The organism is Marinobacter sp. RI1, from assembly GCF_041155085.1.
Lineage (GTDB): Bacteria > Pseudomonadota > Gammaproteobacteria > Pseudomonadales > Oleiphilaceae > Marinobacter > Marinobacter nauticus.
This window is the reverse complement of record NZ_AP031605.1, coordinates 196,346-218,837: the sequence shown is the minus strand read 5'-3', so window position 1 is coordinate 218,837 and position 22,492 is coordinate 196,346. Positions and strand designations below refer to the sequence as shown.

Sequence of the window (22,492 nt, the reverse complement as noted above, 5' to 3'; positions counted from 1 at the left end):
GATTGCTTATGCCGGGGCTTGCCCCGGCTTTTTTATGGAGCCCGGTGTTCGCCGCTCCCTTCCCTTCTCAACGCCCGTTCACGCCGTCGCGCGGTTTCGCTGCGTTCCGATATGGTTTGCTGCACAAACTGTATGTGTTCCCCGGCGATGGCCCTGGCGTCTTCTTCCCGGCCTTCAACGATGGCGTTATACAGCTTCTGGTGCTGGTCCATCAGGCCCTGGCGGGTCTGAACCTCGCGGGAGTACATGCCACCGATGTTGGTGACAATGTTGTTCTTGAGCATGCTGAACAGGTTGCGCATGGTGTGCAGTAGCACCACGTTGTGACTGGCTTCAGCAATAGCCATGTGGAAGCGGGCATCGGCAGCCCCTTCTTCTTCCAGATTGTGGGCAGTGGAATTCTGGTAGCAGGCGTGGAGCTCTTCCCAGGCTTTGCCCAGCCGTGTCAGATCCACTTCCGTGGCGCGCAGGGCCGCGTAATAGGCACAGTCGCCCTCCAGTGTGCGACGGAACTCGAGCAAATCCCGGTGTGCTTCCGGGTGCTTTTCCAGCAGCGGGATGAGTGGGTCGCTGAAGCTGCTTCCCAGATTCTCCGCCACATAATTGCCCCCGCCCTGGCGGCTTTTCAGCAGGCCTTTGGCCGCCAGGCGTTGCACGGCCTCTCTGAGAGACGGGCGGGATACGCCGAATTGCTCCGCCAGCACCCGTTCCGGCGGCAGGCGCTGTCCCGGTTCCAGGGTTCCTTCCAGAATCATGGTCTCCAGTTGCTCGACAATGGTGTCGGCCAGCCGTCTGGGAGCAATCTGATTGATGGGCATGCTGTCTCGCTTGTATGTTTAAAAATTGGTCTTACCAATAAATCTTACCCCTGTCCATGCTTGTTTTTACAACAAAACTTCAACGCAATACTACCAATGTATGAGTGGGCGGTTTTGACACCATAAGGCCAGCTCAAATAACGTACTCGGCACAGGTTTGTAAATTGGTAATACCAATTATCCAAGAATAGAATCCAACAACAAGACCCTGGAGAACATGATGTCGTCCGGATTGCTCGCCCTGTTGGCGTTTACGCCCATTCTTCTTGCCGGAGTGCTGCTGATTGGCATGCGTTGGCCCGCCCGTCGTGCCATGCCCGTGGTATTTCTGGTTACCGCGCTGATTGGCTATAGCGCCTGGGATATGACCCTGAACCGTATCCTCGCCTCAACCCTGCAAGGGCTGGTAATCACCATCGGCCTGCTGTGGATTATCTTTGGCGCGATATTGCTGCTGAACACGCTGAAGCACTCCGGAGCCATCACCACGATTCGGGCCGGCTTTACCAACATCACCCCGGATCGCCGCATTCAGGCCATCATCATTGTCTGGCTGTTCGGCAGCTTTATCGAAGGTGCCTCTGGCTTTGGTACACCGGCCGCCATCGCCGCGCCCCTGCTGGTTGCGGTCGGTTTTCCGGCCATGGCTGCCGTCATGCTGGGCATGATGGTACAGAGCACGCCGGTATCCTTTGGTGCTGTAGGTACGCCGATTGTGGTGGGAGTGACAACGGGTCTGGATCGGGCCAGCATTACCGAGCGACTGGAAGCCCTGGGCTCCAACTGGGATACCTACCTGCAGCTGATCACCTCGGAAGTGGCCATCACCCACGCCATTGTCGGTGTCGTTATGCCGGTACTGATGGTGACGATGATGACCCGCTTCTTCGGCAAGAATAAAAGCTGGAAAGAGGGGCTGGAGGTCCTGCCATTTGCGTTGTTTGCCGGCATCGCGTTTGTCGTGCCCTACGCCCTGACCGGGGTGATTCTGGGGCCGGAGTTCCCGTCTCTGCTGGGTGGCCTGATTGGTCTGGCGATTGTGACCACTGCCGCCAAAAAAGGCTTCCTGATTCCGAAGCGGACCTGGGATTTTGCCGACAGCAAAGACTGGCCCAGTGAGTGGCTGGGCAGCATTGAGATGAAACTGGAAGACATCGCCGCCAAACCGATGAGCGGTTTCCGGGCGTGGGTACCCTACGTGCTGGTCGGCGTGGTACTGGTGCTCAGCCGCACCGTTGAGCCGATCAAGCAAGCCTTCACCAGCGTTGGTGTGTCGTTCTCCAACATCCTGGGAGAAGCAGGTATTAATGCAGGGATCCAGCCACTTTACCTGCCGGGCGGTATTCTGGTGATGGTAGTGCTGGCAACTTTCTTCATCCACCGGATGAACCTGAAAGCGCTGAATTCGGCGGTGAAAGAATCCGGTGGCGTGCTGCTGAGTGCCGGTTTCGTGCTGCTGTTCACCGTGCCTATGGTGCGGATACTGATCAACTCCGGCGTTAACCTGTCGGACCTGCCGAGCATGCCGCTGGCCATGGCCACCTGGGCTGCCGATGCGGTTGGCGGCATTTACCCGTTGCTGGCCCCCACGGTGGGTGCGCTCGGTGCGTTCCTGGCCGGTTCCAATACGGTCTCCAACATGATGTTCAGCCAGTTCCAGTTTGGCGTTGCCGAGAGCCTTGGTTTGTCCACCGCACTGATGGTGGCGGTGCAGGCCGTGGGTGCTGCGGCAGGCAATATGGTGGCCATCCATAACGTGGTGGCAGCATCTGCTACGGTCGGGTTGCTGGGCCGTGAAGGTCAGACACTGCGCAAGACGGTGTGGCCGACCCTATACTACCTGGTGATGACCGGTTCGATTGCGCTGCTGGCCGCCTACGGCCTGGGGCTGACGGACCCGTTACTGAACTGAAAACACTGGGATAACCACAACGGGTGGCCGGCTGCTGGCCGGACCGCCCGGAGGCAATGACTGATGAGTGAGCTGTTTTACGACGCCGCCCCCAATGCCACCCGCGTGGCTCCTGAGCGCCCCAGGCCACGAACGTATCCGGCCAAGCCGGCCGAGGTCACTTTGTTCGGCACCTGCGTGGTGGATTTGTTCTTTCCCGAGGCCGGGCTGGATGCTATCCGCCTGCTAGAACGGGAAGGCATTCGCGTGCATTTTCCAGACGAACAATCCTGCTGCGGTCAGCCGGCCTGGACCTCCGGCTACGTGAACGAGGCCCGGGAGGTGGCGCGGGCACAGCTCAATTTACTCGACAACGGCTTGCCGGTGGTGGTGCCGTCCGGATCCTGTGCCGGTATGTTCCGACAGCATTACCGGGAAGTCTTTGCAGAAGAACCAGATACCCTTAAACGTGTGGAAGATCTGGCTGAACGAACGTTCGAGCTGACCGAGTTTCTGCTGCATGTATGCAAGGTGGACTGGCAGGATCTCGGCCAGCCCACACAGATTGCCTTGCACACCTCCTGTTCCGCCCGCAGGGAAATGAACACCCACCTGTACGCGCGGGAGTTGCTGGGCAAGCTGGCGAATGTCGAGCGGCTGGACCACGATCATGAAAGCGAATGCTGCGGCTTTGGTGGCACCTTCTCTGTGCGCATGCCCGAAGTGTCCGGGGCCATGGTGCTCGACAAAACCCGTTCGTTGCGGGAATCCGGTGCAGCGGAAATGGTAACCGCTGATGGCGGCTGCCTGCTCAACATCAACGGCTCCCTGGAAAAACAGAAACAGACGTTCCGGGGCCGGCATCTGGCCAGCTTTCTTTGGGAGCGGGTGAGTGGAGAGGTGAAATCATGAGCCAGCGTATACCGGTAAAAGAACTCACCGACAGCTTCCGTGGCCGCGCGGTGGGCGCCCTGGCCGACGACCAGCTGCGCACCAACTTCCGCGTCGCCATGGATTCGCTGATGAAGAAGCGGGCCGATGCCTTTCCGGACGAGGAAGAGCGTGAGGGCCTGCGGGAACTCGGCAACCACATCAAGGCCCGGGCGCTGTCCCGGTTGCCGGATTTGCTTGAACAACTGGAAACCAGGCTGACCGCAAACGGTGTCAAGGTCCACTGGGCGGAGACTACCGAAGAGGCCAACCGGATTGTGCACTCCATCATTGAGGCGAAGCAGGGTTCTCAGGTGGTGAAGGGTAAATCCATGGTCAGCGAAGAAATGGAAATGAACGACTACCTGGCCGAACGCCACATCGAGTGCCTGGAGTCGGACATGGGCGAGTATATCGTCCAACTGGATGGTGAAAAGCCCTCCCACATCATCATGCCCGCGATTCACAAGAACCGCTTTCAGGTCTCCAGACTGTTCCACGACAAACTGGGCGTGGATGAGACCGAGAATGTGAACGAACTGATCCAGATTGGTCGCCGCACCCTGCGCCAGAAATTCCTTGAAGCGGATGTCGGGGTCTCCGGCGTGAACTTCGCCATTGCCGAAACCGGTACCTTGCTGCTGGTGGAAAACGAAGGCAATGGCCGCATGAGTACCACGGCGCCACCGGTGCACATTGCTGTTACCGGTATTGAAAAAGTGGTGGAGAACCTGAGGGACGTGGTGCCTCTGTTGTCGCTGCTCACCCGCTCCGCATTGGGCCAGCCGATCACCACTTACGTGAACATGATTTCCGGCCCGCGCAAGGCGGATGAGCTGGATGGTCCGGAAGAAGTGCATCTGGTGCTGCTGGACAATGGCCGCAGCGGTGCTTTCGCCGATGCCCAGCTGCGCCAGACGTTGAACTGTATCCGCTGCGGTGCGTGCATGAACCACTGCCCGGTCTATACCCGTGTGGGTGGCCACACCTATGGTGAAGTGTATCCGGGGCCGATCGGCAAGATTATTACGCCGCATATGGTTGGCCTGCACAAGGTACCGGATCATCCCAGCGCGTCCTCATTGTGTGGCGCCTGTGGCGAAGTGTGTCCGGTGAAGATTCCGATCCCGGAAATGCTGCAGCGCTTGCGTCAGGAAAACGTGAAAAGCCCCGCCGAACAGCCGAAAGTGAAAGATGGCGGCGCCAAGTATTCCCGCAAGGAGCGGGCAATCTGGCGCTTCTGGGCCAGCCTGAATACGTCGCCGTTGTTTTACCGCCTGTTCCTGTGGGGCGCGACCCGTTTTGGCAAACTGGCACCGAAAAACGTCGGTCCCTGGACCGAGAACCACTCGGCGCCGGTACCGGCCCGGCGGTCTTTGCATGATCTGGCCAAAGCCCATTTGAATCAGGGAGACCGGTGATGAGTGCCCGCAGCAATATTCTCAACAAGCTCCGTGCCGGTCTGGCCGGCACTACGCCCCGGCCGGACGATTTCGATGAGGCTCTGGTGACCCGCCCCTGGCAGTATGCGCCGGAGGACCGGATTACCCGACTGCGCTCCCTGATGGAAGCGGTGCACACCGAAATCCACCAGTTGACGACCGAGCAATGGCCCTCAAAGGTTCAGGAATTGCTGGAGAGCCGCGGCCTGAAGAATGTGCTTTATGCCCCGGGTACCGAGCACGGCAAGCAGCTGGCGGAGCACTGGCAGCGTGCGGAGCCCAGACCGGAGCTGTTGGTCTATGACCGCCCCATTGAGGAATGGAAAGAGGAACTGTTCTGGCAGGTGGATGCCAGCGTGACGGGCACAGTGGGCGGGATTGCTGCCACCGGTTCACTGGTACTGTGGCCGGATCGTCACGAACCGCGGCTGATGAGTCTTCTGCCGCCGTTGCATATCGCGTTGCTCAAGGCGAGTGAGGTGGAAGACAACCTGTATGGGATGATGCAGAAGCACGACTGGTCCGCGGGTCTGCCCACGAACCTGTTGCTGGTCTCTGGTCCGTCCAAGACGGCGGACATCGAGCAGGTGCTTGCCTATGGGGCCCATGGCCCCAAGGAGCTGGTGGTCCTCATCCTTGAGGACGGCTGATCAGAGTTCCTTGATCGCGCTGGTGGTGGCTTGCAGGACTTCCTTGGCGTCGCCCTTCACCATCAGGCTGTTGTCGCGAATGAACAGACCGTTGGGAATGCCGGCGAAGCCAGCGGACAGGCTGCGCTTGACCACCACCACCGTTTTCGCCTTGTGCACGTCCAGTATGGGCATGCCGAAGATGGGCGAGTTCGGGTCTTCGGCGGCGGCCGGGTTCACCACGTCATTGGCGCCGAGCACGATGGCCACATCCGCCTGCGGCAGTTCCGGGTTGATGGCGTCCATGTCTTTCAACTGGTCATAAGGGATTTCAGCTTCGGCCAGCAGCACGTTCATGTGCCCTGGCATCCGGCCTGCCACCGGGTGAATCGCGTAACTGACCTTGGCACCACGGCCCTCAAGCTGGTTGGCGAGTTCTTTCACCGCATGCTGTGCCTGAGCCACCGCCAGGCCGTATCCGGGCACCATGACCACTTTACGGGCACCATCGAGCAGCAGAGCCAGGTCGTCAGGGGTGGCGTATTTCACCTTGCCATCGTAAAACTCCCCTTCATCCTGCTGGCTCGCCTGACTATCCGAGCCGCCCAGTACGCCGCCAAACAGAACGTTAGGCAGTGACCGGTTCATGGCCTTGCACATGATGGCGGTCAGAATCAGCCCGGAAGCACCCACCAGGGAACCGGTAATGATCAACCCCTGGTTGCCCAGCACGAATCCGGTGGCCGCGCCCGCCAGGCCGGAATAGGCGTTAAGCAGGGCGACGACGACCGGCATGTCGGCACCACCGATAGGCTGGACCAGACCAATGCCAAGCAGCAGGCAGAGCCCTACGAGGGCCGCGAGGGCCAGCGGGCTGGTGCTGCCGCTGGTGGCAAACAGAACGGCCCCGGCCACGGCGGCAATCAGAGTAACCAGCGTGACACTGTGCCACAGGCGATTGTTCCGGCTGTCGCCAATATTCCCCTTGAGTTTCAGAACGGCTACCACCGACCCGGTCAGGGTGACCGAGCCGATGACGATGGAGGCCAGAATCGCGGCGGTCCAGCCGGAACTGCCGGCACCGGTGGCATTTACCGCGTGCATCCAGGTGCTGGCGGCCACCGCAACGGAGGCGCCCCCGCCTATGCCGTTCAGGCTCGCCACCAGTTCCGGCATTTCCGTCGTTGCGGTCCGTTTTGCGAGCCAGACGCCGATCGCGCCGCCCAGCAGCATGCCGGCGATGATGGCCGCGTAGCTGATGATTTCCTGGTGCAACAGGGCGGCGACTACCGCAATCAGCATCCCGATGGCGGCCAGCTGGTTGCCACGTACGGCCGTTTTCGGGCGGGTCATGCCCTTGATGCCGAGAATGAAGCAGACGGCAGCTGCAAGGTAAGACAGATTGATCAATGCAAACATGGTTATCCCTTCCGCTTGAACATATTCAGCATGCGATCCGTCACCAGAAAACCGGCCACGATATTGATGCTGGCCAGGGTGACAGCGATAAAGCCCAGCACGCCGGCGACATTAGGCGACAGCTCTGTGCTACCCGCGCTGATGATGGCGCCGACAATCACGATGCCGGAGATGGCATTGGTGCCGCTCATCAACGGGGTATGAAGCGTGGGCGGAACCTTGTTGATCAGTTCCACCCCGACGAACAGCGCCAGAATGAAAATGGTGAAGCTGAGTGCAAACAGTTCCATCAGTCCGTGTCCTTCTGGGTTGAGGTTTCCGGGTTTTCTCGTGTCTCGGTGTTGTGCCGGACACTGCCGTGCTGGACCACCAAGGTTGCCGCAACAATCTCGTCGTCCAGCTTGGGTACCACACGACCGTCTTCGGTCATGTTGAGCAGAAAGGCGGTAATGTTGCGAGTGAGCAGTTGGGAGGCATGCACCGGTACGCGGGAGGGGTGGTTGGCATGGCCCACCAGGGTAACGCCGTCTACGTCCACCTTCTGGTTCAGAACGGTGCCGTCCACGTTACCGCCTTTGTCCGCCGCCAGATCCACGATCACCGAGCCGCTCTTCATGCGGTGGATCATTTCCTGGTCAATCAGTTTGGGAGCCGGTTTTCCGGGCACCGCCGCCGTGGTGATCACCAGGTCGGCGCGGGCGACGCAGTCTGCCAGTTGCTGTCGTTGGGCGGTGTAGAACGCCTCGCTCTGCGCCTTGGCATAACCGCTGTCTCCGGTGGTATCGGATTCAGGCACTTCGATTTCAATGAAATCGGCACCCAGGCTCTCCACCTGCTCTTTCACCTCAGGGCGAAGGTCGTAGGCCTCGACCACTGCGCCCAGGCGGCGGGCGGTGGCAATGGCCATCAGACCTGCAACACCGGCGCCAATGACCAGTACCCGGGCCGGGTGAATGGTGCCGGCGGCGGTCATCAGCATGGGGAAGTAACGGGGCAGGGCCATGGCGCCGCTGAGGACGGCGCGGTACCCGCTGATGCCCGCCATGGCACTCAACACGTCCATGGACTGGGCGCGGGTGGTTCTGGGCACCAGGTCCAGGGCAAATGCCTGCACGTTTTGCCCGGCCAGCTGTTCCAGCAGCGGCTGGTTGAACCAGGGATCGAGCAGGCAGATCAGGGTGGCGTCTTGCTGAATCAGTCGCGCTTCCTCTGATGAGGGAGCCCGAACTTTGAGGATGACTGTGGCCTGACGATACAGGGCGTCGGCATCGTCGGCGATGATGGCCCCGGCGTGGCGATAGTCGTCATCGGTGAAATGGGCGGCACTGCCAGCGCCACTCTCGACCACCACCTCGTAGCCGGCCTCCAGCAGGGTGGAAACTCCGGATGGGATAATGGCCACACGGTTTTCACCGTCTTGTCGTTCTCTGGGAATCCCTATCATCATGCGTACAGGCTCCGTTCAGTTTGAGTTTGTTCTGCCCCGGTGTTCAGTCCCAGGGTGTTAAGGGTGTAGCGGCGGACATCGGCCAGCAGTTGGCGGTTGGCCTGAAGCGATTGACCGTAGCTCGGAATCAGCGATTGCAGGGTTTGCAGCGGTTGGCCCTGAATCAGCTCCGGGAAACAACGTTCTATAACCTCCAGCATTGCGGAGACGCAGGTGGAGGCGCCCGGTGAAGCGCCCAGCAGGGCTGCCAGGGATCGGTCCTCAGTGCTCAAAACCTCGGTGCCGAATTCCAGACTGCCCCGGCCCGAGGCCGTTGGCTTGACAACCTGCACACGCTGCCCGGCCTGCACCAGTTGCCACTGAACCGGGTCCGGGTCCGCAATAAAGCGCGCCAGTTCGCCGAGGCGGGCCGATTTGGGGCTGAGGGCTTCTTTGATCAGATATCGGGTCAGCGGCCAGTTGTGCATACCAACGTCGATCAGCGGCCGCAGGTTGTGGCTGCGAACTGAGCGGATCAGGTCCGAGCGATCGCCGCTTTTGAGGAAGCGGGTGGTAAAGCCGGCGAAGGGACCAAAGAGCAGGGCCGCCTTGCCATTGATAAATCGGGTGTCCAGGTGGGGCACCGACATGGGTGGGGCGCCAACCGGTGCCTGGCTATAGACCTTGGCGTTGTGTGACAGGGCCATGTCTTCGTTATCGCAGGCCAGCCACAGGCCGGATACCGGGAACCCCCCGTAGCCGCGAATTTCCGGAATACCGGTCTTCTGCAACAATGACAGGGCCGCTCCGCCCGCGCCAATGAACAGAAAACGGCTGGTAATGCTGCGTTTCTCGCCGCTGCCCAGGTGATGCAGGCTCACGCGCCAGCCGCCGGCTTCGCGCTTGATATCGGTTACCTGGCACTGGAGCTGAATATCACAGGCTTTGTGCTGGGCCAGGGAGCGCCCCAGCAGGCGCGTCAGTGCGCCAAAATTGACGTCACTGCCGTGGGCGACGCGGGTAGCTGCGACCGGCTCAAAGGCTTGCCGGGTACCGTGGATCAGCGGGAGCCAGCGAGCGAGGGTGTCTGGCTGATCGCTGAACTCCATCTCCTGAAACAGAGGTTGGCCCTCGAGGGCTCTGTGGCGGGTTTTCAGAAATTCACAGGCCCTGGCACCCTGAACCCAGCTCAGATGTGGCACCCGGCGAATGAAGTTGGCCGGTGCGGGCAGGAGCCCCTTCTCAACCAGGCTGCTCCAGTACTGAAGTGAGAGCTCGAAGCGCTCGTTGATGGCGAGCGCCCGCTCTACGGAAACGCTGCCATCGGGGTTGGCGGGGGTGTAGTTGAGTTCGCAATAACCGGCGTGACCGGTGCCGGCGTTGTTCCAGGCGTCCGAGCTTTCGCCGGCCAGCTGTTGTCCCTGTTCGACCAGGGTGATCGACCGGGAGCTGTCCAGTTGCTGAATCAGAGAGGCCAGCGTGACGCTCATAACGCCGCCGCCAATCAGAAGAATATCGGTATCAAAGCCCGCCATGGGTATGCCCCTTTCAGTAGCAAACGAACAAAGGGGGCATACTTTAGTCTAAGGCGGTTGCCGCAAGAATCGTATTTACTGAGGCAAATGCATCGAAAAAATCGATCTATTTGGTACCGAAACCGCGACCGTTGAGGAATGGTTTTATGTGCGGGCGCAGTTTTGAGGTAAACAGCGGCTTCAGCTGTTCGGACCAGGTAGTGTCCTTATTGCTGCTGCTTCTGGCCTGGTAATACTGATTCATGGTCTGGTCGAAACGGGTCACCAGTGCGGTGTCATCGGCATCAGTGTAGGCGTCTTCTTTCAGAATCGCGGAAAGTGGCAGCCGGGGCTTAACTTCCGGGTTCTGATCGGGGTAGCCGAGGCACATGCCAAATACCGGGTAGACATGTTCCGGCAGTTTCAGAATCTCGCTCACGTCCTGCGGGTTGTTACGAATACCTCCGATGTAACACAGTCCCAGCCCCTCGGATTCCGCGGCAATGGCGACATTCTGTGCCATCAGGGCGGTGTCGATGGTGGCAACCAGCAGTTGCTCGGTCATACCTCGTATCACCTCGGCACCGGCCCGCTCTGCGGCTTCGGTCGCCCGTTTCATATCGGCACAGAACACCAGGAAGTCGGAACTGTTGGCGACATAGGGTTGGCCGCCGGCCAGTTCGGCGATCTTACGGCGGTTCTCCGGGTTGACCACATGGATGATGGAATAGGCCTGAACGTGATTGGAGGTGGCGGCACTCTGGCCGGCACGAATCAGCTCTTCGAACAGTTCCCGTGGGATCTGCTGGTCCTTGAACTTGCGGATAGAGCGGTGGGATTTCAGAAGTTCAATGGTCGGATTCATAGCCTCTAGCCTGTCTTTAAGAAAGAAAACAGACGATAGCTTGCTCATCAGCAACCGCACAAGCGGACAAAGGTGGGTAGTTGTCCGGATAGTATGACCAACCTCAACAAAAAAGGCGCGCCGGGAAAGCGCGCCTTCGAGGGTGAATGCAGAGCCCGTGACTTACGGGATCATGTCCACCGGCTTGGGCGTATTGGCGGTGCTTGGTGGCAGTACCGGATAGGTTACTTCCGGAACATTGCCGGTCAGCGTCTTGAGGAAGGCGACGATGGATTTCACTTCATCGTCGTTCAGCTCGGTGCCCAGCTGGGCCGTACCCATCACCGCAACGGCTTCTTCCAGGCTCCAGACGGCGCCAGAGTGGAAATAGGGCGCGGTCAGCTCGATGTTACGCAGCGGAGAGGCGCGGAACACATACTCGTCAGACGCGGTTTCGGTGACAGAGAAGCGGCCTTTATCGCCCTCTGGCAGGATCTCTGCACCCGGCTTGGCAACCAGCCCGAATGGATGGTAGCTCTGACCGCCGAGGTTCACACCGCTGTGGCAGGCGGTACAGCCGCGGTCCATGAACAGCGCCAGACCTTCTTTCTCACTCTCGTTCAGCGCGGAGGTGTCGCCGCGCAGATATTTGTCGAAAGGTGCTTCCGGGGTGATCAGTGTTGCTTCATAGGCTTCAATGGCAACAGCCATATTGTCGAAGGTGACTGGATTTTCCTGGCCCGGGAATGCGTCCTCAAAGCGCTCGATGTACTCCGGCATACTCTTCAGGGTAGCCACCACCCGGTCCGGCGTACTGCTCATCTCGACACCCGCCTGTACAGGCCCTTTGGCCTGTTCGGCCAGGTCGGCGGCACGGCCATCCCAGAACTGGGCTGCGTTAAATACGGCGTTGAACACAGTCGGCGAGTTCCGTGGACCCTTCTGCCAGCCATGGCCGATAGAGGTAGGCAGCTCGTCATCACCGCCCAGCCCGACGTTGTGGCAGGTGTTGCAGCTGATCAGATGGCTGGAAGACAGGCGCGGTTCAAAGAACAGCATCTTGCCCAGTTCAACCTTGGCCTGAGTGAGTTCATTGCCATCAATCACCGGTGGGTATTTGGGAATGGGCTCGAACATGCTGTTGGCCCGCTCCATCAGGTTGTCCGCCATGGCGGAGCCTGCTGCCACGCCCAGACTGAGGGTGAGTGCTTTTGCCAGTGGATGCTTGATCATGTCGCTTTCTCCTTTGAGAACAACTTGGTATCCATCTGGTTCCAACGTAACAGAGTGGCAGCGTGGTTCATCGCAAAAATGCGAGAGTTGGTTCTGAACTTGACGTTCATCAAGTTTGATTCCGGTCTGCAATTTCTGGATCTTTCCGCGGCATTTCGTCGCGCAGAAAAACCGTGTTCTCCCGTTTTCATTTAGGTTATAAAGTTATACTCAGAAGAAATTTAAAAGTAGGCAGGAGTACGCGTTATGAAACCGATTGTTGTGTCTGTGCTTTTCTTTTTGACGGTTGCCATGTCAGCCCAAGCGGAAGAGGCACTGTCTGTGACTCCGGAGCAGACCTGGGACGCGGTTCAGGAGCAAGGTGACCATCTGCTGTTCATTGATGTCCGGGATCCGGTGGAAATCATGTTCATCGGCTTTACCGATGCGGTGGACCGAAACATTCCGTTCCAGCTGGTGGATCGTACCCGCTGGAACGATGAGAAAGGTGTCTTCGCCATGGATATCAACGAGGATTTTGTTGCCCAGGTTGATGCCGCGCTGAAGGAAAAGGGACTGACGCGGGATTCCCTGATCATCACCATGTGCCGCTCCGGTTCCGCCCGCGGCAAGCCCAGTGCTGATTACCTCCTGGAACGTGGCTTTACCAACGTGAAGTACATCGACAACGGCTTCCAGGGCAGTACTGTGAAGGAAGGCGAAAAGAAAGGATTCCGTGTGCAAAACGGCTGGCAGAATTCCGGCCTGCCCTGGTCGACCAAGGCCAACCCCGAGAAAATCTATCGCCCGTGATGGCAATGACGCCTGCCTGTGTCGGGCGGGCGTCACTGTCTGGTTTCACTCCTCTATACAGATTTCCCACCGTTGCACCGCAACTGCGGTTCTGATCACCAGCCCGGTAATCAGCAGGCAAAGCACGACCAGCAAGATCAGCCCCAACCATTTCAGGAAGACCAGCCCCAGGCTTTGATGCATTAGCAGCGTGGCAATGGTGATTGCCGCCATGGGGAATGAATATGCCCACCAGGACAGGGCGAACGGTACCTTGATGAAGCGGGACGCCTGGGTAAACAGCATCAGGGTAAGGAACAGTGCGCTGTAGTAGAGAATTCGCGCAAAGGCGTCCACCTCTTCTCCGTTCAGCTGTAACCAGGACACCATTCCGACGCCGGGTGGTGCTATCAGGATAAACAGCGTAGGCAGCAGCTTTCCCGGTAGCGGTTGATGGAAGAACATTCGGTTAAAAATGATGGTCAGCAGCACCAGCCAGAACACCAGCCCGATGCTGAAAAAGAACCAGGAGATTTCCACCGACGCGTGATGCACTCCGGCGATGGGCACCAGGATGTTGCCCACAATCGGGATGAACCAGGCCGGGTTCATATGGTTGATCTCGAAATGGGTGTGATGGATCCAGATCGACAGTACATACAGCGTGAAGCCGAAATGCAGCACAGTGCCGGCGGTCCAGACAATCTGTGACAAGCCCGGATAATGAGGCAGAAGGGCAATGCTGATCAGTATCAGGCCGATCGAAATGGTCGGAAAAAAGTTGAGTTTGACCGGATGGCTCAGTTCAGCTTTGACACTGGCGGGGTGTCTGGCCAGTTTTAACAGGTAGAGGCCCGCGAGCGTGGCGAACACGGCCACGGTCAATGCCAGAAGTGCAGGGCTTGGGTGAATGCTCCACCCGAGTATCGCCTCTGCCCGGTGCAGGGCAATGGTCAAACCGGCAAGCCCCATGACTGTGGCAAACCAGGAAACCGGGAAGTTCTGTAGCCGTGAAACGTCGCTATGCGCCATCGGATACCTCGTTGTTTGCTTGTAACCAAAAGCGCCAGCCCGATAGAGGCTGGCGCATGAAAAACACCGGAACTATGTCCGGCCTCAGAAAGTGAAGGTGCGCATCTTGCGATCCAGCATCTGGCCGGCCATGGCCGGCGGGGTCGCAACGCCGACACCGTCAAGCAGATCGTCTTTGCTGTACTCGCTGTTGGGTAGATACAGCGCACAAACATTCACCGCACCACCGGCTTTCATAAGCCCGCGCAACATCTGCCCCGGAGTGACGTTTTTCGGCGCCAGGGGCTCGGCTTTATAGGCTTTCAGAGCCAGGTCGCCGGCTTCGTCGCAAAGCAGCACATTCACCTTGGCACCCTTCTGGGCCATAGTGTTGGACAGCACCATCGCCATACCCTGGGTTTGCAGGGAGTCGCTGGAGAGAATCACCAGAACCTCTTCCACGGTGTTTCCTCTATTGCCGTCTTTCGCTTTTTGATTCTCCGCCATTGCAGTCAGTGGGGCCGCGAACAACAGCGCCAGTGCAAAGGTCTTGATGGCATTCGTCATGGGGTAACTCCTGAGTTTTGATGGTTTACATGCCAATCGTAGAACCAGGGCTATTGAGGCTTCAGTGACAATGTCACTGTTCTGCACGCCACAGAGCGATAGGTTGATTTTGCTCAATGCTTTTACACGTCGCCGGGAAATCCCGCTCTGTGTAACTAGACTCAATTCAGATGCTCATCTGAGTGGATGGTGCCGATATGAACAACAAGAGAGCCCTGCGAATGCTTTTTTCGCTCAAATGGTTGGTGCTCGTTGCCAGCCTGGTATTTGCCGCGAATGGGTCCGCCTCGATAGCGCCTGTAAACGGGAAATCGACCACCACGGCAGATCACAGCAAGTTCAAGGCATTGCAGGGCCCCTTTGACCGCGCGGAAGACGTGACGGCGGCCTGCCTGACCTGCCATACCGAGGCCGGTGAACAGATTCGCCAGACTACTCACTGGACCTGGCTCTACGAGCATGACGAAACCGGGCAGACCCTGGGCAAAAGCAAGGTCATCAACAGCTTTTGCGGGATGACCATTACCAACGAGCCCCGGTGTACGTCGTGCCATGTGGGTTACGGCTGGAACGATATGCGTGAGCCACCGCCGCAGGCCGAGAATGCGGTTGATTGCCTGGTGTGCCACGACACCACAGGCGAGTATTGGAAATTCCCGACGCTGGCGGGCCACCCCACCTATATTCCCCGGGAATGGCCCAAGGGCAGCGGCAAAATGGTCCAGCCGCCGGACCTGGAGCGCATTGCCCGGAATGTGGGCGCCAGTGGCCGGGCCAATTGCGGTAGCTGCCACTTCCATGGAGGCGGCGCCGACGGCGTGAAGCACGGTGATCTGGATACGTCTCTGATTAATCCACCAAAATCACTGGATGTGCACATGTCGCCGGAGGGCCTGAATTTCGGCTGTTCTGACTGCCACACCACCATGGGGCATGCGGTATCCGGCAGCCGGTACCAGGCCAATGCCCGGGATACCCTGGGCATTGATGTGCCGGGCCATACGGATTTCTCCCGGGCCAGTTGCGAGTCCTGCCATGGCCTTGCGCCCCACGACAAGCCAAAACTGAACGACCACGTAGACAAACTCGCCTGCCAGACCTGCCACATCCCGGCTTTTGCCCGGGGCGGGGTGCCCACCAAGACCTGGTGGGACTGGTCCACCGCCGGTCGGCTGGATGAAAACGGACAGCCAATAAAACAGCTGGACGACCATGGCCACCCGAGCTACCTCAGTGAAAAAGGGGATTTCCGCCATGGCGAGAATGTGGTGCCGGAGTACGCCTGGTTTGATGGCACAGTGAAATATACCCTGGCCGGGGATCCGCTGGATATCGAGAATCCGCCGGTGGCCATTAACCGGGTGGAAGGCAGCCCTGATAATGGTGAATCCCGCATCTGGCCGTTCAAGGTGATGCGTGGAAAGCAGCCGTTTGATACCGAGAGACAGACCTTGCTGGCCACCCATGTGTTCGGTGCCGATGATACCTCTTTGTGGAGCAATTTCAGTTGGGAGAAAGCCCTGCAAGCCGCCAGTGATCTGTCTGGCATGCCCTACAGTGGTGAGTTCAGCTTTATCGAAACCACCATGCACTGGCCGATCACCCACATGGTGGCACCCGCTGAACAGGCGGTGAAGTGCGGCAGTTGCCACAAGGCTGAAAGCCGTCTGGCGGGGCTGGGTGGTATTTATATGCCAGGCCACAACGGTAGTGTCTGGCTGGACCGGATTGGCTGGTTGCTGGTGGCAGCCACCCTGTTTGGTGTTCTGGTGCACGCCATGGCAAGGGTCGTGTTCAGTGGGAGGAAAGACCAATGAGCCGGGTACTGATGTTCAAACGTTTTGAGCGCTTCTGGCACTGGACTCAGGCGCTGCTGATTTTTGTCTTGCTGTTCACCGGCTTTGCCATTCATGGTAGCTACGACGTCATGCGCTTCAGTACGGCCGTGCAGGTGCATGCGCTGGCCGCCTGGGCACTGATTGTGCTGTGGATATTTGCCATTTTCTGGCATTTCACCACCGGCGAGTGGCGCCAGTATATTCCCACCCGGGATGGCCTGTTTGCGGTTATGCATTATTATCTGGTGGGTACTTTTACCGGCGCCGCCCATCCCTACAAAAAGACCTCAAGGGCCAAGCACAACCCGCTGCAGCGTCTGGCCTACCTGTTCTTCAAACTGATAATTTCACCGATTATCTGGGCTTCTGGTCTGTTGTATCTGTTCTATAACGACTGGCCCGCAACGCTGGCCGGCGCGCTGCAGCTGGAAACGGTCGCGCTGGTTCACACCGGTGCCGCGTTCGCCATGCTGGTGTTTGTGATTGCCCACGTTTATATGGCCACCATGGGTAAAACCCTGACCAGTTATATCAAACCGATGATTACCGGTTATGAGGATCTGGACAGTCACTGAGCCGCAGTCAGGTAAACGCCTCTCGTTTGCCTGACCGCCCCCGTCCCGACAGCCATCCCGGCCGTGTAAAGGCCACTCCCACCGCTCTATATTCCCGCCTTGTGCGCTATGAACCGCGAAGGACCTTGTGCATCGCTATATTTCATATCGATATAACGATATATCCTAAACGGTGTTAGGATTTGATATACATCAAGATGAAATGCCGTGCGAACAAACACAAGAGGGTAGAGGCATGAACAGCAGAACAGAACCGGCGGGGGCAGACAGGCACCACACCATTGTTATCGTTGGTGGCGGCGCTGCCGGTATCTCGGTGGCGTCCAGCCTGCACAAACGGGACCGCCGTCTGGATATCGCGATCCTGGAACCATCCGCGACCCATCACTATCAACCAGGCTGGACCATGGTCGGTGGCGGCGTTTTTCAGCCGGAGGTTACCTCCCGCCCCATGTCACAGGTGATGCCGGGTTTTGTCTCCTGGTATCAGCAGGCGGTTGCGGGCGTAATGCCGGAGCAGAATCAGGTAAGGCTGGCGGACGGTTCGAGCATCTCCTATCAGGCACTGGTGCTGGCGCCGGGGCTGGAGCTGAACTGGTCTGCGATTGATGGTCTGGAATCCGCGCTTGGGGACAATGGTGTGACGTCCAACTACCGTCAGGGTATGGCGCAATACACCTGGCAAACGGTACAGGCCCTGAAAAAGGGAAGGGCCCTGTTCAGCCAGCCACCCATGCCTATCAAATGTGCCGGGGCGCCGCAGAAAGCGATGTATCTGTCTTCCGACCATTGGCGCAGAAACGGAGTTCTTGGCCAACTCGATATTCAGTTTCATAATGCCGGAGCGGTTCTGTTCGGTGTGCCGGCTTATGTCCCGGCACTTCAGGAATACATTGATAAATACGGTATTCAGGTCAACTTTCAGAGCAATCTGGTAGCTGTAAACGGCCCCGCCCGGAAAGCCACGTTCCGGCTTACGGACGCTGAAGGTAACAGCCAGGATCGGGAACTGGATTTCGATATGTTGCACGCGGTGCCGCCCCAACGGGCGCCCGGTTTCATCCGCGAGTCCGTTCTGGCCAATGACGGTGGCTGGTTGAATCTGGCGGACGATACGCTCCAACACAAAACCTTTGCCAATATATTCGGACTTGGCGACGTGAGCGGCACCGGTAATGCCAAAACCGCCGCAGCCGTTCGAAAGCAGGCGCCGGTCGTGGCGGAAAACCTCATTGCAAGTTTACGGAATCAGCCCCTGCCTGCGGCTTACCTCGGGTACGGTTCCTGCCCGTTGACGGTAGAGAACGGCCGCATCGTGCTGGCCGAATTTGGCTATAACGGTGTGCTTCAGCCCAGTTTCCCGCAGTGGGTAAACGATGGCACCAAAGCCACCCGCGCTGCCTGGTGGCTCAAGGCCAAGCAACTGCCCACCTTATACTGGCACGGTATGCTCAAAGGTCGGGAATGGCTGGCCAGCCCTGCCGTCCGCGAGCACCACTGAGACAACGTTCAGAAAAACGGCGCCCGGACAGGGCGCCCCCTCCTGCGATTCAGTCCTCCGCCCTTCATCCATAGCGAATTAATTAAAGCTTTTGATATGTGATTTACAGGAGCTATCGCCTATATCAAAGTTAATATGCGTTATGGGTATATGGTTATATCTAAAAGTATGGTCTACTGACGGTGTGAGTTAACGATACCCATGCCCGAGGAGGACACGACGATGCAAACGTCATCAGTCACTCACTTCTTCGACGAAGCGACCAACACCTTCAGCTACGTCGTTCAGGATCCCGACAGCCAGGCCTGTGCCATCATCGACTCGGTACTGGATTTTGATTACGCCGCCGGCAGGATCGACGTGCGTTCCGCCGATCAGATCATCTCGTTTATTCGGGACAACAATCTTCAGGTGGAGTGGATTCTCGAAACCCACGTGCATGCCGACCACCTCTCCGCTGCGCCCTACCTGCACGACCACCTGGGTGGCAAGACCGGCATAGGCGCGAAGATTGTGGATGTTCAGGAAATCTTCGGAAAAGCCTTCAACGCCGGCACCGAATTTGCCCGGGACGGTAGCCAGTTTGACCAGTTGTTTGAGGAGGGCGACACCTTCCGGGTTGGCAATCTGGAGGGACAGGTCCTTCACACGCCTGGTCACACGCCGGCATGCCTGACCTACGTTATCGGCGATGCGGCCTTTGTTGGCGACACCCTGTTCGCGCCGGATTCCGGTACCGCCCGCTGCGATTTCCCCGGCGGTGACGCCCAGACCCTGTACCAGTCTGTGCAGAAGGTACTGGCTCTGCCCGGCGAGACGCGGATCTTCCTGTGCCATGACTACAAGGCGCCGGGGCGGGATGAATACCAGCATGAAACCACGGTAGCCGAACAGCGCGAACGTAACATCCATGTTCGCGAGGGCATGAACGAATCCGAGTTTGTGCGGATGCGAACCGAGCGCGATGCCACGCTCGCCATGCCGAGGCTAATTGTACCGTCGGTGCAGGTGAACATGCGTGCCGGGGCCATGCCGCCGGCGGAAGACAACGGACAGGTTTACCTGAAAGTCCCGGTAAACGGCTTCTGAGCTGGAGATTAACGATGAAGATTCATTTTCTGGAACCAGGATTCGCCGTGGCAGATGCGGTCGCTCCTGAGGACTTTGAGGACATTCGCCGCCAGGGCTTCCGAACCGTGATCTGTAATCGCCGCGCGGGCGAGGACGGCTACGAGGGTGAAGAAGCTTTCCGGGAAGCAGCCGCCAGCCAGGGCCTGCAGTGGTTCTGCGTGCCGGTCGCCTCCGGTGAATACACCGAACAGGATGTGGATGCCTTTGCACAGGCACTTGATGCGGCCCCTGCGCCCATTCTCGGATTCTGCCGCACAGGCCGGCGGGCGGTGCACATGTGGGCCCAGTCCCGGGCCCGGAACCCGCAATGCAATATCCCGATGTTGCTCAAAGCGGCCCATGACGCAGGCCATGAAACCCAACCCATTGAAGCTTTGTTAACCAATGCCACAAACGTGGAAACCCCGACAGGAGAAATGAAATGACGATTCGTCTTGGACAAATTGCCCCTGATTTCAACGTAGACACCACCAAAGGCCCCATGAGCTTTCACGAGTGGGCCGGCGATTCCTGGGTGTTCTTCTTCAGCCATCCGGCTGACTTCACCCCGGTATGCACCACAGAAATGGGCCGCACGGCACAGCTGGCGCAGGAGTTTGCTGCCCGCAATGTGAAGCCTCTCGGTTTGTCGACTGACTCAGTCGAAGAACATCTGAAGTGGATTGATGATGTAAACGACACTCAGAGCTGTGATCTGCAGTTCCCGATCGTTGCCGATGAGGACCACAAGATCGCTGAGCTGTATGAAATGATCCATCCGGGTGAGAGCGAAACCGCCGCTGTGCGCAGTGTGTTCATTATCGATCCGGACAAGAAAGTACGTCTGACCATGACCTACCCGATGGCGGTGGGCCGTAACTTCGACGAGATCCTGCGTGCCATCGATGCGCTGCAGACGGCCGATGCCAATAGCTGTGCATTGCCGGCGGACTGGAAAAAAGGTGGCGAGGTGATCATTCCGCCGTCCATCTCCAACGAGAAGGCCAAGGACATGTTCCCGCAGGGCTGGAACGAATTGCGTCCTTACCTGCGCCTGACCAGAATCTGATTTCTGGTACTGACAAAAGCGCCCCGACAGGGGCGCTTCCTCATAACACCCAGCTAAAAGACAGCGTACCAAAGCTGAAGTTATCCTGGTTACGCTGTTCTTCCCCCGTCGTGGCCCGCAAAATCAGCGCCGCTTGCAGGTTGTCCCACTGCCAGGTGCCGCCCAGGCCTATCTGGCCGAGCAGGGGGCCTTCACTGAACCGGTAGGGCCCGGAATTGTCCTCCAGATAGGAATAGGCAATGTATTCCGCCCCCAGGCCTATGAATACTGACCAGGCGCTTTTCGCGCCACTGAAAGATCCGGGTAGCGCGATGGCAGAGGAGCTGCCGGCGTAATCCGGTATAAAATTGGCCGGAAGGTTTCTGCCCATCCGCCAGATCACGCCAACGGTCGCGGAGGTTCGAAAACTGGACAGCAGGCCGGAGCCTACCGCTGAAAACTGTTGTTCAAGGTCGCCGCGTTGCCCCGCTTGCAACAGTTTGCGCCCGTGGGCCGCCTGAAATCCGCCAACCACGTCGGTCCCTAGCTGGTTGTCCCATCCTTTGGGGCGTTCGCTCCCGGTGATTTTGTGTACCCATTTCTGGCTGGCTTCGGCGCCGCTTTCAGGACCAACCACGCCAATGTGAGCGCCGTACCCCGTAATACTGTCAGCACTCCAGCTCCAGAGGGTGCTGCTCAGGGAGAGATGACCGGCGTAGGGGATATCATTGAATTGAGGCTCTTCCTGGCTAATGTCTGCCGGTGTCACCATGAGTTGACGCAGACTGACACTCATTGCATGGTTGTTGTCGGCGTCGCCGACGCCGGGCAGAAATGACAGACCATCTCTGCCCGCCCTTGCAAGTCGGGCTGAGCCTCCGCCGGAGTCTTCGGCTGTATTGGTAAGGTAAGACAGGCGCACGCCATTGGTGTAGCCCCGGTCGCTGCCAGTGAATAGATCGTTGTCCCAGGCAAGGTTGAACTGTTCCGCATTGGCGGAAGCGGGGGCTAGCACGAGTAAGAGGCTAATGCGGGCAAAAAGAGCTCGGATGGGCACTGGGAATGGACTCCGTGAGGGTAGGATGCAAAGTATCTTAGCAGAATCCTGCTACGGTTTTATGGCGCAAACAGATCCATACCCGCGCTAATCAGGAGTCAATATGCACGTTAAAACCAATACCACGGGCTATGCCGATGCGCTGATCTGCGAAGCTGAGGGTCTGGAATCTCTTCGGGACGGGTTGCAGCAGGCAGGAGTTGAGGCACTCCGTATTCCGGAAGTTATGGGGGTGAACCAGCACCGACTTACCCTCAGGCGGATTGACTCAGCACCGCCCGACGACAAGTGCCTCACTGCGTTGGGGGAGGGGCTGGCGCAGTTGCACCTGCTGGCTCGGGATCAATATGGCTGGCGCCGCGACAACTTCATTGGTCTGGCACCTCAACCCAATACGCTGACAGATTCCTGGGGCCGGTTTTTCCTGGAGCAGCGGCTGAAGTATCAGGTCAGCCGGATCTCAGATGCCGGGATGCGAGCCAGGTTTGAGCGCACTCTGGAAGCCTGTGGTGCCAGCCTGGCCAACTGGCTGGATCGGCATTGCGAACATCCGAGCCTGTTGCATGGCGACCTGTGGAACGGCAACGTGATGTTTGACCGTAATGGCCCCTGGCTGATTGACCCGGCGGTGTATCAGGGCGACCGGGAGGCGGACCTTGCCATGACCGAGATGTTTGGCGGTTTCGGCGCGGCGTTCTATCGTGCCTACGATCGCGTATACCCGCGCACTGAGATCTACGCCACCAAGCGAGAAATCTATAACCTGTACCACTACCTCAACCACTACAACCTGTTCGGTGGTGGCTATCTGGGTGGTTGCGAGCGTGGCCTGTCGGCCTTGGTGGCGCTACCAGCCTCGTAAGCAGAA

22 protein-coding genes are annotated in these 22,492 nt (G+C 58.6%); 12 read left to right on the top strand and 10 right to left on the bottom strand.

All coding sequences use genetic code 11. From position 1 onward, the window contains the following. Window positions 1–32 precede the first annotated feature (32 nt). On the bottom strand, window positions 33–818 hold the full coding sequence (locus tag ACAM27_RS00990) for an FCD domain-containing protein (RefSeq protein ID WP_022993342.1): 786 nt from the start codon (window positions 816–818) through the stop codon (window positions 33–35). 220 nt (window positions 819–1,038) lie between these two features. Between ACAM27_RS00990 and ACAM27_RS00985 the strand changes: the two genes are divergently transcribed. The 4 genes from ACAM27_RS00985 (at window position 1,039) to ACAM27_RS00970 (ending at window position 5,731) form a co-directional block, all read left to right on the top strand. Further along, window positions 1,039–2,730 (top strand): L-lactate permease, encoded by a 1,692-nt coding sequence (locus ACAM27_RS00985; protein WP_041654479.1) that lies wholly within the window; start codon window positions 1,039–1,041, stop codon window positions 2,728–2,730. Window positions 2,731–2,793: 63 nt separating this feature from the next. After that, the gene (locus tag ACAM27_RS00980) at window positions 2,794–3,621 is read left to right on the top strand and encodes a (Fe-S)-binding protein (RefSeq protein WP_369612427.1); all 828 of its coding nucleotides are present in this window, start codon (window positions 2,794–2,796) and stop codon (window positions 3,619–3,621) included. Continuing rightward, window positions 3,618–5,060 (top strand): LutB/LldF family L-lactate oxidation iron-sulfur protein, encoded by a 1,443-nt coding sequence (locus ACAM27_RS00975; protein ID WP_369612426.1) that lies wholly within the window; start codon window positions 3,618–3,620, stop codon window positions 5,058–5,060. Before ACAM27_RS00980 ends, ACAM27_RS00975 begins: the two co-directional genes overlap by 4 nt. After that, the gene (locus tag ACAM27_RS00970) at window positions 5,060–5,731 is read left to right on the top strand and encodes a lactate utilization protein C (RefSeq protein ID WP_369612425.1); all 672 of its coding nucleotides are present in this window, start codon (window positions 5,060–5,062) and stop codon (window positions 5,729–5,731) included. Before ACAM27_RS00975 ends, ACAM27_RS00970 begins: the two co-directional genes overlap by 1 nt. On the opposite strand, the gene ACAM27_RS00965 is transcribed toward ACAM27_RS00970, so the two are convergent. The 6 genes from ACAM27_RS00965 to ACAM27_RS00940 form a co-directional block, all read right to left on the bottom strand. Further along, complete coding sequence (locus tag ACAM27_RS00965) at window positions 5,732–7,129, bottom strand: NAD(P)(+) transhydrogenase (Re/Si-specific) subunit beta (protein WP_222197689.1); 1,398 nt, start codon at window positions 7,127–7,129, stop codon at window positions 5,732–5,734. It abuts the gene before it with no gap. 2 nt (window positions 7,130–7,131) lie between these two features. Next, the gene (locus tag ACAM27_RS00960; RefSeq protein WP_011783921.1) at window positions 7,132–7,419 is read right to left on the bottom strand and encodes an NAD(P) transhydrogenase subunit alpha; all 288 of its coding nucleotides are present in this window, start codon (window positions 7,417–7,419) and stop codon (window positions 7,132–7,134) included. After that, window positions 7,419–8,576 carry a Re/Si-specific NAD(P)(+) transhydrogenase subunit alpha gene (locus ACAM27_RS00955; protein WP_023010721.1) on the bottom strand — a complete coding sequence of 386 codons (1,158 nt, stop codon included), beginning with the start codon at window positions 8,574–8,576 and terminating at the stop codon, window positions 7,419–7,421. The genes ACAM27_RS00960 and ACAM27_RS00955 overlap by 1 nt, the downstream gene beginning before the upstream one ends. Then, window positions 8,573–10,090, bottom strand: coding sequence for a malate dehydrogenase (quinone) (gene mqo / locus ACAM27_RS00950; RefSeq protein WP_369612424.1), 1,518 nt, complete (start codon window positions 10,088–10,090; stop codon window positions 8,573–8,575). The genes ACAM27_RS00955 and mqo overlap by 4 nt, the downstream gene beginning before the upstream one ends. 106 nt (window positions 10,091–10,196) lie before the next feature. After that, complete coding sequence (gene nfsA / locus ACAM27_RS00945; RefSeq protein WP_226610084.1) at window positions 10,197–10,934, bottom strand: oxygen-insensitive NADPH nitroreductase; 738 nt, start codon at window positions 10,932–10,934, stop codon at window positions 10,197–10,199. A 162-nt stretch (window positions 10,935–11,096) separates the two neighbouring features. Then, window positions 11,097–12,146 carry a cytochrome-c peroxidase gene (locus ACAM27_RS00940; RefSeq protein WP_011783925.1) on the bottom strand — a complete coding sequence of 350 codons (1,050 nt, stop codon included), beginning with the start codon at window positions 12,144–12,146 and terminating at the stop codon, window positions 11,097–11,099. A gap of 246 nt (window positions 12,147–12,392) precedes the next feature. Here ACAM27_RS00940 and ACAM27_RS00935 point away from each other — a divergent pair, with 246 nt between their 5' ends. After that, window positions 12,393–12,938, top strand: a complete 546-nt coding sequence (locus ACAM27_RS00935; protein ID WP_226610082.1) for a rhodanese-like domain-containing protein — start codon at window positions 12,393–12,395, stop codon at window positions 12,936–12,938. A 45-nt stretch (window positions 12,939–12,983) separates the two neighbouring features. Here the strand turns inward: ACAM27_RS00935 and ACAM27_RS00930 are convergent, their stop codons facing one another. Continuing rightward, window positions 12,984–13,949, bottom strand: coding sequence for an SLAC1 anion channel family protein (locus ACAM27_RS00930; RefSeq protein ID WP_369612423.1), 966 nt, complete (start codon window positions 13,947–13,949; stop codon window positions 12,984–12,986). 84 nt (window positions 13,950–14,033) lie between these two features. After that, window positions 14,034–14,495, bottom strand: a complete 462-nt coding sequence (locus ACAM27_RS00925) for a DsrE family protein (RefSeq protein ID WP_141066818.1) — start codon at window positions 14,493–14,495, stop codon at window positions 14,034–14,036. Window positions 14,496–14,692: 197 nt separating this feature from the next. On the opposite strand from ACAM27_RS00925, the gene ACAM27_RS00920 reads away from it, so the two are divergent. The 6 genes from ACAM27_RS00920 to ACAM27_RS00895 all read left to right on the top strand — a co-directional run bounded on the left by ACAM27_RS00920 (window position 14,693) and on the right by ACAM27_RS00895 (window position 20,588). Then, a complete protein-coding gene (locus ACAM27_RS00920; protein ID WP_183580020.1) occupies window positions 14,693–16,312 on the top strand; it encodes a tetrathionate reductase family octaheme c-type cytochrome in 1,620 nt (539 codons plus the stop codon). Beyond that, window positions 16,309–16,908, top strand: a complete 600-nt coding sequence (locus ACAM27_RS00915; RefSeq protein ID WP_369612422.1) for a cytochrome b/b6 domain-containing protein — start codon at window positions 16,309–16,311, stop codon at window positions 16,906–16,908. Before ACAM27_RS00920 ends, ACAM27_RS00915 begins: the two co-directional genes overlap by 4 nt. Window positions 16,909–17,143: 235 nt before the next feature. Continuing rightward, the gene (locus ACAM27_RS00910) at window positions 17,144–18,409 is read left to right on the top strand and encodes an FAD-dependent oxidoreductase (protein ID WP_369612421.1); all 1,266 of its coding nucleotides are present in this window, start codon (window positions 17,144–17,146) and stop codon (window positions 18,407–18,409) included. A gap of 222 nt (window positions 18,410–18,631) precedes the next feature. Continuing rightward, window positions 18,632–19,498, top strand: a complete 867-nt coding sequence (locus ACAM27_RS00905; protein ID WP_141066822.1) for an MBL fold metallo-hydrolase — start codon at window positions 18,632–18,634, stop codon at window positions 19,496–19,498. A gap of 14 nt (window positions 19,499–19,512) precedes the next feature. Then, on the top strand, window positions 19,513–19,965 hold the full coding sequence (locus ACAM27_RS00900) for a TIGR01244 family sulfur transferase (RefSeq protein WP_022993326.1): 453 nt from the start codon (window positions 19,513–19,515) through the stop codon (window positions 19,963–19,965). Then, window positions 19,962–20,588, top strand: coding sequence for a peroxiredoxin (locus ACAM27_RS00895; RefSeq protein ID WP_011783934.1), 627 nt, complete (start codon window positions 19,962–19,964; stop codon window positions 20,586–20,588). The genes ACAM27_RS00900 and ACAM27_RS00895 overlap by 4 nt, the downstream gene beginning before the upstream one ends. A gap of 40 nt (window positions 20,589–20,628) precedes the next feature. Here the strand turns inward: ACAM27_RS00895 and ACAM27_RS00890 are convergent, their stop codons facing one another. Next, window positions 20,629–21,624 (bottom strand): lipid A deacylase LpxR family protein, encoded by a 996-nt coding sequence (locus ACAM27_RS00890; RefSeq protein ID WP_023008769.1) that lies wholly within the window; start codon window positions 21,622–21,624, stop codon window positions 20,629–20,631. A gap of 103 nt (window positions 21,625–21,727) precedes the next feature. On the opposite strand from ACAM27_RS00890, the gene ACAM27_RS00885 reads away from it, so the two are divergent. Beyond that, window positions 21,728–22,486 carry a fructosamine kinase family protein gene (locus ACAM27_RS00885; RefSeq protein WP_369612420.1) on the top strand — a complete coding sequence of 253 codons (759 nt, stop codon included), beginning with the start codon at window positions 21,728–21,730 and terminating at the stop codon, window positions 22,484–22,486. The last annotated feature ends 6 nt before the right edge of the window (window positions 22,487–22,492 follow it).